This window comes from Pseudomonas sp. GM49 (genome assembly GCF_000282355.1).
Taxonomy (GTDB): domain Bacteria; phylum Pseudomonadota; class Gammaproteobacteria; order Pseudomonadales; family Pseudomonadaceae; genus Aquipseudomonas.
In genome coordinates, this window is sequence record NZ_AKJL01000186.1 from 1 (window position 1) to 8699 (window position 8699).

Genomic DNA, 8699 nt, shown 5'->3' on the forward strand with positions numbered 1-8699 from the left:
GGATGGCCTGGATCGGCCAGCCAGCCGATCGGCTATGCGCGATGATCAAGGATCGCTCCAGCAACGGCGATCGGGATTTCGCGGCGCTGATCAAGCACGTCAGCGAAGACAAACTGGTGCTGTGGGGCTGGAATCCGGGCGGCAATCGCACGCCGGTGCCGGTGCCGCACGATATCTTCGTCGCCCGGTTCAAGAGCTGGGCCGATGCGGGAGGGCCGTGCCCGGTGGCGGGTAGCTGACCAGCGGCACGTTAACAGGGAGTCAATGTGGGTATGGGCGACTCTAACGTGCATACCCGCCAAGGGAGTGAACGATGTTGATCTCAGGCAAAACGGACAAATCGGGCCGATCCGCCAACCCGTTGCTCACGCCACAGCAAGAACGTGAACGGTTGCGCGATCTGGCTCGTCGGGCCGAGCAAGAGTTGGCGGGCGTGCAAATGGCGAGCATGGACGAGCTGACGCTGCTGTCCAATCGCCATGGCTTCACCGCGCTGGCCCGGCTCGGGCTGAACGCCTGCCGGGAGGTGGGGATGCCGGCGACGTTGCTGTACTTCACCCTCGATGAATTCAAGCGAATGAACTATCTGTATGGCCGGGCCAAAGGTGACGATGCGCTGAAGACGTTCGCCGATGTCCTGCGTATCGGCTTTCGTGAAAACGATGTGGTCGGCCGACTCGAAGGCGACCGGTTCGTGGCGTTGCTGACCGGTTCCAGCGTCGTCGAGATTGCGGCGATCAAGGCCCGACTCGATGAGATACTCGATGAGCGCAATGCCACGGCGCATCGCAGTTATGACATTCGGTTCAGTGTTGTGCAGATTGAATATGACCCGGTTGTTCATGGCTCGATCGAGGAACTGCTGGGGGAGGCCGAAAGTGTGATGAGCCGTTAGGACTGTGTTGTATTGGCGGGCCTCTTCGCGGGCAAGCCCGCTCCCACAATGGCCGGTGTTGTTCATCAAATGACCGGATGACTACAAAACCCTGTGGGAGCGGGCTTGCCCGCGATGGCGTCCTGACAGACAACACCTATTTGGCAAACAACTGCCCGATATCCTTGAACGCCTTGAACTCCAGCGCATTACCGCAAGGATCAAACAGAAACATCGTTGCCTGTTCACCCACCAGCCCCTGAAAACGGATTCCCGGTTCGATCACGAAGCGAGTCCCCAGTGACTTCAGTCGCTCGGCCAACGCCTCCCACTCTGCCATCCCGAGCACCACGCCAAAATGCGGCACTGGCACATCGTGACCATCAACGGCATTGGTGTGCGCGGCTTCTTGCGCAGGGTTTTTCGGTGCCAGGTGGATCACCAGTTGATGGCCGAAGAAATTGAAATCCACCCAGTGATCGCTTGAACGACCTTCTTCAAGGCCAAACACCACGCCATAAAAGTGTCGGGCGGCAGGCAAGTCGTAGACCGGAATAGCCAAGTGAAAAGGGCACAATTGCATCGGGAGAACCTCAGTGGCGGGTGGGAGTGTGTTGAGTTTAGTCCTGTGATTTTTGATTGAAAGACGATAATTTTTGCACCGAGCTCAAATTATTTCGATCAATCGAGGCTGATATGTTGCGAGAACTGAAGACCTTTGTGGCCGTGGCGCATCACGGCACCTTCGCCGCGGCCGGCATGCACATCGGCCTGACGCAATCGGCGGTCAGTGCGCAGATTCGCAATCTGGAGCAAGCCCTTGGCATCCGTCTTTTCGATCGTACCGGCCGCCAGGCGCTGCTCAATGCGGCGGGGCAGCGTGCATTGCCGATGGCCAGGGAAATGCTCGAAACCTTCAGCCGCATGGCCGTCAGTGACGATGTCAGTGAGTACCGCGGCAAACTGAAAATCGGTGCGGTGGCGACCGTCCAGACCGGGCTGTTGCCCCAGGCGCTGTTGCGACTGCGCCAACAGGCTCCCTTGCTGGAGCCCAAGCTGGTGCCCGGGGTGTCACTGAACCTGCTGAGTCAGGTGGATGCCGGCGAAGTGGACCTGGCGATCCTGATCAAGCCGCCGTTTGAGTTGCCCAAGGAGTTGTTCGCGCAGGTGATTCGCCGGGAGCCGTTCGTGCTGATCGTACCGGCGGATCTGGACGGCGATGATCCGTTGCAACTGCTCGCCGAGCACCCTCATGTGCGCTACGACCGCAATTCGTTTGGCGGGCGGCTGGTGACGCGGTTTCTGCGTGAACGGCAGATCGAGGTGCAGGTGGCGCTGGAGCTGGATGAACTGGAGGCCATTGTCAAAATGGTCGAGTGCGGCTTGGGGATTTCCCTGCTGCCGGAGGCCGGGTTATGGCTTGAGCATGGGGCCGGGGTGCGAATCATCCCGCTGGGCGAATTGACGTTCTATCGGGAGATCGTACTGTTGCAGCGCTATAGCCAACGGACACAGCCGATTCAGCAGTTGTTTGCGCAATGTCTGAAGCAACGCAGCCCCCTGTAGGAGCGAGCTTGCTCGCGAAAAAAACCGGGCCCGCTGCGTTCATCCAGACTACACGCGTTATCGTTGACGACCTTCGCGAGCAAGCTCGCTCCTACAGGGGGACGGCATCGGCCGGGGAAATCGCAGGCATAAAAAACCCGCCAAAAGAGGCGGGTTTTTTGGCTGACCGAAGATTACTCTTCGAGGCTGCCCATGGCTGTGGTGTTGAAGCCACCGTCCACGTACATGATTTCACCGCTGATGCCGGACGCCAGGTCCGAGCACAGGAAGGCGCCGGCGTTGCCGACTTCTTCGATGGTGACGTTACGGCGCAGCGGAGTTTGCGCTTCGTTGGCGGCCAGCATCTTGCGGAAGTTCTTGATGCCGGAAGCGGCGAGGGTGCGGATCGGGCCAGCCGATACACAGTTGACGCGAGTACCGTCCGGGCCCAGGGAGCCGGCCAGGTAACGTACGCCGGCTTCCAGGGAAGCCTTGGCCATGCCCATCACGTTGTAGTTCGGCATGGTGCGCTCGGCGCCCAGGTACGACAGAGTCAGCAGGCTGCCGTTGCGGCCTTTCATCATTTCGCGGCCAGCCTTGGCCAGGGCCACGAAGCTGTAGGCGCTGATGTCGTGAGCGATGCGGAAACCTTCACGGGTGGTGGCTTCGGTGAAGTCGCCGTCCAGTTGGTCGCCAGGTGCGAAGCCGACGGAGTGCACGATGCAGTCCAGGCCGTCCCACTTCTTGCTCAGCTCTTCGAAGACCTTGGCGATTTCTTCATCGCTGGCCACGTCGCACGGGAAGCACAGCTCAGGGCTCGAGCCCCAGCCTTGTGCGAACTCTTCGACACGACCCTTGAGTTTGTCGTTCTGATAAGTGAAGGCAAGCTCAGCGCCCTCGCGATGCATGGCGGCAGCGATGCCGGATGCGATGGACAGCTTGCTGGCGACACCGACGATCAGTACGCGCTTACCGGCGAGAAAACCCATGTGTTGCTCCTCTTTCAGGTTATTGCGCAGTGGCCGGAGCCAAAAAAGCGGCTTCCAGCAACTGCTGTGTATACGGATGTTGGGGGGCGGCAAAAATGCTTTGCGCGTCTCCCTGTTCGACCACTTGGCCATGCTTGACCACCATCAACTGGTGGCTCAGCGCTTTCACCACAGCCAGGTCATGGCTGATAAACAGATACGTCAGGTTGTACTTGGTTTGCAGCGAACGCAAAAGCTCCACTACCTGGCGTTGTACCGTGCGGTCGAGGGCCGAAGTCGGCTCGTCCAGCAAAATCAACGCCGGTTTTAACACCAATGCCCGGGCAATGGCGATTCTCTGCCGTTGCCCGCCGGAAAATTCGTGTGGGTAGCGGTTCCGGGTTTCCGGATCCAGACCTACCTCCTTGAGTGCCGCAATGATCGCTTGTTCCTGTTCCGCTCCGGTGCCCATCTTGTGGACCCGCAGGCCTTCGCCAACGATCTCGCTCACGCACATCCGTGGGCTCAGGCTGCCGAACGGGTCCTGAAACACCACCTGCATCTCCCGCCGCAGCGGCCTGACTTGTTGCTGCGTCAGGCATTCTAGCTGCTGGTCTTCAAAGCGGATGGCGCCTTTGCTGGCGATCAACCGTAAAATCGCCAAACCCAGCGTCGATTTGCCGGAACCGCTTTCACCCACAATCCCCAGGGTCTGACCCTGGGGCAGGCTGAAGTTGATGCCGTCGACCGCCTTGACGTAATCCACTGTGCGCTTGAGCAAGCCTTTCTTGATCGGAAACCAGACTTTCAAGTCCTCGACCGCCAGCAATGGCGGGCCGATCACGTTGCTTGCAGGCTTGCCGCCGGGCTCCGCTGCCAACAGTTCCCGAGTGTACGGATGCTGCGGCGCGCGGAACAGTTCTTCGCACGATGCCTGTTCGACGATGCAACCTTGCTGCATGACACATACGCGGTGCGCAATTCTTCGCACAAGGTTCAAATCGTGGCTGATCAGCAGCAGCGCCATGCCCAAACGGGCCTGCAACTCCTTGAGTAATTCGAGGATTTTCAGCTGAACGGTCACGTCCAGCGCGGTGGTCGGCTCGTCGGCGATCAGCAGTTCCGGCTCGTTGGCCAGGGCCATGGCGATCATCACCCGCTGGCGCTGGCCGCCGGACAATTCGTGGGGCAGGGCCTTGAGGCGCTTGTGCGGATCGGGGATGCCGACCATCTCCAGCAGTTCCAGGGTGCGTTTGGTCGCGACCTTGCCGGTCAGACCCTTGTGGATGTTAAGCACCTCATTGATTTGTTTCTCGATCGAGTGCAGTGGATTGAGCGAGGTCATCGGCTCCTGGAAGATCATCGCAATCCGGTTGCCGCGTATGTGGCGGATGGTTTTTTCTTTCAGGTCCAGCAGGTTCTGCCCCGAATACTCGATGGTGCCGGACGGGTGCCGGGCGAGCGGGTAGGGCAGCAGGCGCAGGATCGAGTGTGCGGTTACCGATTTGCCGGAACCGCTCTCGCCGACCAGGGCCAGGGTTTCGCCGCGCTTGATGTCGAAGCTGATGCCTTCGACCGCCCGCTGGCAGCGATTGCCGACGACAAAATCGACGGACAGGTCGCGCACTTCGATCAGATTATGCTGATTCATTTCACTTCCTCGGGTCGAAGGCATCGCGAGCGGACTCGCCGATGAACACCAGCAAACTCAACATCAAGGCCAGCACGGCAAAGGCGCTGATGCCCAGCCACGGCGCTTGCAGGTTGGATTTGCCCTGGGCCACCAGTTCACCCAGGGACGGGCTGCCCGCCGGCAGGCCGAAACCGAGGAAGTCCAGGGCGGTCAATGTGCCGATGGCGCCGGTGAGGATGAACGGCATGAAGGTCATGGTCGAGACCATCGCGTTGGGCAGGATATGGCGGAACATGATCGCGCCGTTCTGCATGCCCAGGGCGCGGGCGGCGCGCACGTATTCCAGGTTGCGTCCGCGCAGGAATTCGGCGCGTACCACGTCCACCAGGCTCATCCACGAGAACAGCAACATGATCCCCAGCAGCCACCAGAAGTTGGGCTGCACGAAACTGGCGAGGATGATCAGCAGGTACAGCACCGGCAGTCCGGACCAGATCTCCAGAAACCGCTGCCCGGCCAGATCCACCCAGCCACCATAGAAACCCTGCAAGGCGCCGGCGATCACGCCGATGATCGAGCTGAGCACGGTCAGGGTCAGAGCGAACAGTACCGAAATGCGGAAGCCGTAGATCACCCGGGCCAACACGTCGCGACCCTGATCGTCGGTGCCCAGCAGGTTGTCCGTCGAGGGCGGGGCCGGGGCCGGGACTTTCAGGTCGTAGTTGATGCTCTGGTAGCTGTAGGGGATCGGTGCCCACAGCACCCAGGCGTCCTTGGCCTTGAGCAGTTCGCGGATGTACGGACTCTTGTAATTGGCTTCCAGCGGAAATTCGCCGCCGAAGGTGGTTTCCGGGTAGCGCTTGAGCGCCGGGAAGTACCAGTTGTTGTCGTAATGCACCACCAGCGGCTTGTCGTTGGCGATCAGCTCGGCGCCGAGGCTGGCGCCGAACAGGATCAGGAACAGCCACAGCGACCACCAGCCACGCTTGTTGGCCTTGAACAGTTCGAAGCGCCGGCGATTGAGAGGGGACAGGTTCATCTCAATGCTCCCGGCTTTCGAAGTCGATGCGCGGATCGACAAAGGTGTAGGTGAGGTCGCCGATCAGTTTCACCACCAGCCCCAGCAAGGTGAAAATGAACAGCGTGCCGAACACCACCGGGTAATCGCGGTTGATCGCTGCCTCGAAACTCATCAGGCCGAGGCCGTCGAGGGAAAAGATCACCTCCACCAGCAACGAACCGGTGAAGAAAATTCCGATGAGGGCTGAGGGGAAACCGGCGATCACCAGCAACATGGCGTTGCGGAACACATGGCCGTACAGCACGCGGTGATTGGTCAGGCCCTTGGCCTTGGCGGTGATCACATACTGTTTGTTGATTTCGTCGAGGAAGCTGTTTTTGGTCAGCAGGGTCATGGTCGCGAAGTTGCCGATCACCAGCGCGGTCACCGGCAGCGCCAGGTGCCAGAAGTAATCGAGGATCTTGCCGCCCATGCTCAGTTCATCGAAGTTGTTCGAGGTCAGCCCGCGCAAGGGGAACCAGTCCAGGTAACTGCCGCCGGCGAACACCACGATCAACAGGATGGCGAACAGGAATGCCGGGATCGCATAGCCGACGATGATCGCCGAACTGGTCCAGACGTCGAAGTGGCTGCCGTGCCGCTTGGCCTTGGCGATCCCCAGCGGGATCGACACCAGGTACATGATCAGCGTGCTCCACAGTCCGAGGGAGATCGAGACCGGCATCTTTTCCTTGATCAGGTCGATGACCTTGGCATCGCGGAAGAAGCTGTCGCCGAAATCCAGGGACGCATAGTTCTTGACCATGATCCACAAGCGTTCCGGCGCCGACTTGTCGAAGCCGTACATGTGTTCGATTTCCTTGATCAGCGCCGGGTCCAGGCCCTGGGCGCCGCGATAGGCCGAGCCTGCCACCGAGACTTCGGCACCGCCGCCGGCGATGCGGCTGGTGGCGCCTTCGAAGCCTTCGAGCTTGGCGATCATCTGCTCCACTGGCCCGCCCGGGGCGGCCTGGATGATCACGAAGTTGATCAGCAAGATGCCGAACAGGGTCGGAATGATCAGCAGCAGTCGCCGAAAAATATACGCCAGCATCTGATTACTCCGTGCCCGCAGGAGCGGCCTGCAGTGTGGTTTCGACTTCTATCGCCGGCTTGATGTCGGGCTTGACCCACCAGGTGGCCGTGCCGATGTCGTATTTAGGCGAGACCTTTGGATGGCCGATGTGGTTCCAGTACGCCACGCGCCAGGTCTTGATGTGCCAGTTGGGTATTACGTAATAGCCCCATTGCAGAACGCGGTCCAGTGCACGGGCGTGGGCCACCAGGCTGTTGCGCGAATCGGCGTTGATCAGTTGCTCGACCAGTTGATCGACCACTGGATCTTTCAGACCCATGGAATTGCGGCTGCCGGGTTTGTCGGCGGCGGCGGACATCCAGAATTCCCGTTGTTCGTTCCCTGGCGAGTTGGACTGCGGGAAGCTGCCGACGATCATGTCGAAGTCCCGGGAACGCACACGGTTGATGTATTGCGAGACGTCGACCCGGCGAATCACCAGATCGATGCCCAGGTCGCTCAGGTTGCGCTTGAACGGCAACAGCACCCGTTCGAATTCAGTCTGGGCCAGCAGGAACTCGATGACCACCGGTTTGCCGGTGGCGTCGACCATTTTGTCATCGACGATGCGCCAGCCGGCCTCCTGCAGCAGTTGATAGGCTTGCCGTTGCTGGGCGCGGATCATGCCGCTGCCGTCGGTAGTCGGGTTCTGGAACGCTTCGCTGAACACTTGCGGTGGCAGCTTGCTGCGCAACGGCTCGAGGATTGCCACCTGATCGGCATCGGGCAGGCCGGTGGCGGCCATTTCCGAGTTCTCGAAGTAACTGCGGGTGCGCACATAGGCGCCGTTGAACAGTTGCTTGTTGGTCCATTCGAAGTCCAGCAACAGCGACAAGGCCTGGCGCACGCGCACATCCTGGAACACCGGGCGACGCAAATTGAACACGAACCCTTGCATGCCAGTCGGATTGCCGTTGGGAATCTGTTCCTTGACCAACCGGCCTTCGCTAACCGCCGGAACATTGTAGGCGTTGGCCCAGTTCTTCGCGGTCATTTCCAGCCAGTAGTCGAACTGCCCGGCCTTGAGCGCTTCCAGGGCCACGGTGTTGTCGCGGTAGTAGTCGGTGGTCATCACGTCGAAGTTGTAGAAACCCCGATTGACCGGCAGGTCCTTGCCCCAGTAATCCTTGACCCGCTCGTAACGCACCGAGCGTCCGGCCTTCACTTCACTGACCTTGTACGGGCCACTGCCCAGCGGGATTTCCAGGTTGCCCTTGTTGAAATCGCGGTCGGCCCACCAATGCTTGGGCAGCACCGGCAACTGGCCGAGAATCAGCGGCAGTTCGCGGTTGTTGGTGTGCTTGAATTTGAACAATACGGTGAGCGGGTCTTCGGCGACCACTTCGGCCACGTCGTTGTAGTAGCCGCGGTACATCGGCGCGCCATCTTTGGTCAGCATCTGGAAGCTGAACACCACGTCCTCGGCGCGAATCGGATGGCCGTCATGGAAGCGTGCTTCGGGGCGCAGATAGAAGCGTACCCAAGCGTTGTCCGGGGCTTTCTCGATCAGGCGGGCAATCAAGCCGTATTCGGTGAACGGCTCC

The 8699-nt window shown here is 60.2% G+C and carries 8 protein-coding genes and 1 pseudogene; 3 read left to right on the forward strand and 6 right to left on the reverse strand.

What is annotated here, in order from left to right; all coding sequences use genetic code 11:
- Together PMI29_RS12375 and PMI29_RS12370 are read left to right on the forward strand one after the other, a co-directional pair.
- Window positions 1-239: pseudogene (locus tag PMI29_RS12375) on the forward strand (hypothetical protein); the annotation flags it as partial.
- 74 nt (window positions 240-313) lie between these two features.
- Window positions 314-895 (forward strand): GGDEF domain-containing protein, encoded by a 582-nt coding sequence (locus PMI29_RS12370; protein WP_007999313.1) that lies wholly within the window; start codon window positions 314-316, stop codon window positions 893-895.
- A gap of 136 nt (window positions 896-1031) precedes the next feature.
- Here the strand turns inward: PMI29_RS12370 and PMI29_RS12365 are convergent, their stop codons facing one another.
- Complete coding sequence (locus tag PMI29_RS12365; RefSeq protein WP_007999315.1) at window positions 1032-1457, reverse strand: VOC family protein; 426 nt, start codon at window positions 1455-1457, stop codon at window positions 1032-1034.
- A gap of 113 nt (window positions 1458-1570) precedes the next feature.
- Between PMI29_RS12365 and PMI29_RS12360 the strand changes: the two genes are divergently transcribed.
- Window positions 1571-2440 carry a LysR family transcriptional regulator gene (locus tag PMI29_RS12360; RefSeq protein WP_007999317.1) on the forward strand — a complete coding sequence of 290 codons (870 nt, stop codon included), beginning with the start codon at window positions 1571-1573 and terminating at the stop codon, window positions 2438-2440.
- A 173-nt stretch (window positions 2441-2613) separates the two neighbouring features.
- Here the strand turns inward: PMI29_RS12360 and fabI are convergent, their stop codons facing one another.
- From fabI to PMI29_RS12335, 5 genes are all read right to left on the reverse strand, one after another.
- Window positions 2614-3408, reverse strand: coding sequence for an enoyl-ACP reductase FabI (gene fabI, locus PMI29_RS12355; protein WP_007988438.1), 795 nt, complete (start codon window positions 3406-3408; stop codon window positions 2614-2616).
- Between the two features lie 19 nt (window positions 3409-3427).
- Window positions 3428-5038, reverse strand: a complete 1611-nt coding sequence (locus PMI29_RS12350) for an ABC transporter ATP-binding protein (RefSeq protein ID WP_007999320.1) — start codon at window positions 5036-5038, stop codon at window positions 3428-3430.
- Window position 5039: 1 nt separating this feature from the next.
- The gene (locus PMI29_RS12345; protein WP_007999322.1) at window positions 5040-6059 is read right to left on the reverse strand and encodes an ABC transporter permease; all 1020 of its coding nucleotides are present in this window, start codon (window positions 6057-6059) and stop codon (window positions 5040-5042) included.
- Between the two features lies 1 nt (window position 6060).
- Window positions 6061-7134 carry a microcin C ABC transporter permease YejB gene (locus tag PMI29_RS12340; RefSeq protein WP_007999324.1) on the reverse strand — a complete coding sequence of 358 codons (1074 nt, stop codon included), beginning with the start codon at window positions 7132-7134 and terminating at the stop codon, window positions 6061-6063.
- 4 nt (window positions 7135-7138) lie between these two features.
- A partial coding sequence (locus PMI29_RS12335) for an extracellular solute-binding protein (RefSeq protein ID WP_007999326.1) occupies window positions 7139-8699 on the reverse strand: 1561 nt, incomplete at its 5' end.

Coding starts and splice junctions, on each gene's coding strand:
- PMI29_RS12370 (WP_007999313.1), top strand. CDS start 314: ATGTTGATCTCAGGCAAAACGGACAAATCGGGCCGATCCGCCAACCCG.
- PMI29_RS12365 (WP_007999315.1), bottom strand. CDS start 1,457: ATGCAATTGTGCCCTTTTCACTTGGCTATTCCGGTCTACGACTTGCCT.
- PMI29_RS12360 (WP_007999317.1), top strand. CDS start 1,571: ATGTTGCGAGAACTGAAGACCTTTGTGGCCGTGGCGCATCACGGCACC.
- fabI (WP_007988438.1), bottom strand. CDS start 3,408: ATGGGTTTTCTCGCCGGTAAGCGCGTACTGATCGTCGGTGTCGCCAGC.
- PMI29_RS12350 (WP_007999320.1), bottom strand. CDS start 5,038: ATGAATCAGCATAATCTGATCGAAGTGCGCGACCTGTCCGTCGATTTT.
- PMI29_RS12345 (WP_007999322.1), bottom strand. CDS start 6,059: ATGAACCTGTCCCCTCTCAATCGCCGGCGCTTCGAACTGTTCAAGGCC.
- PMI29_RS12340 (WP_007999324.1), bottom strand. CDS start 7,134: ATGCTGGCGTATATTTTTCGGCGACTGCTGCTGATCATTCCGACCCTG.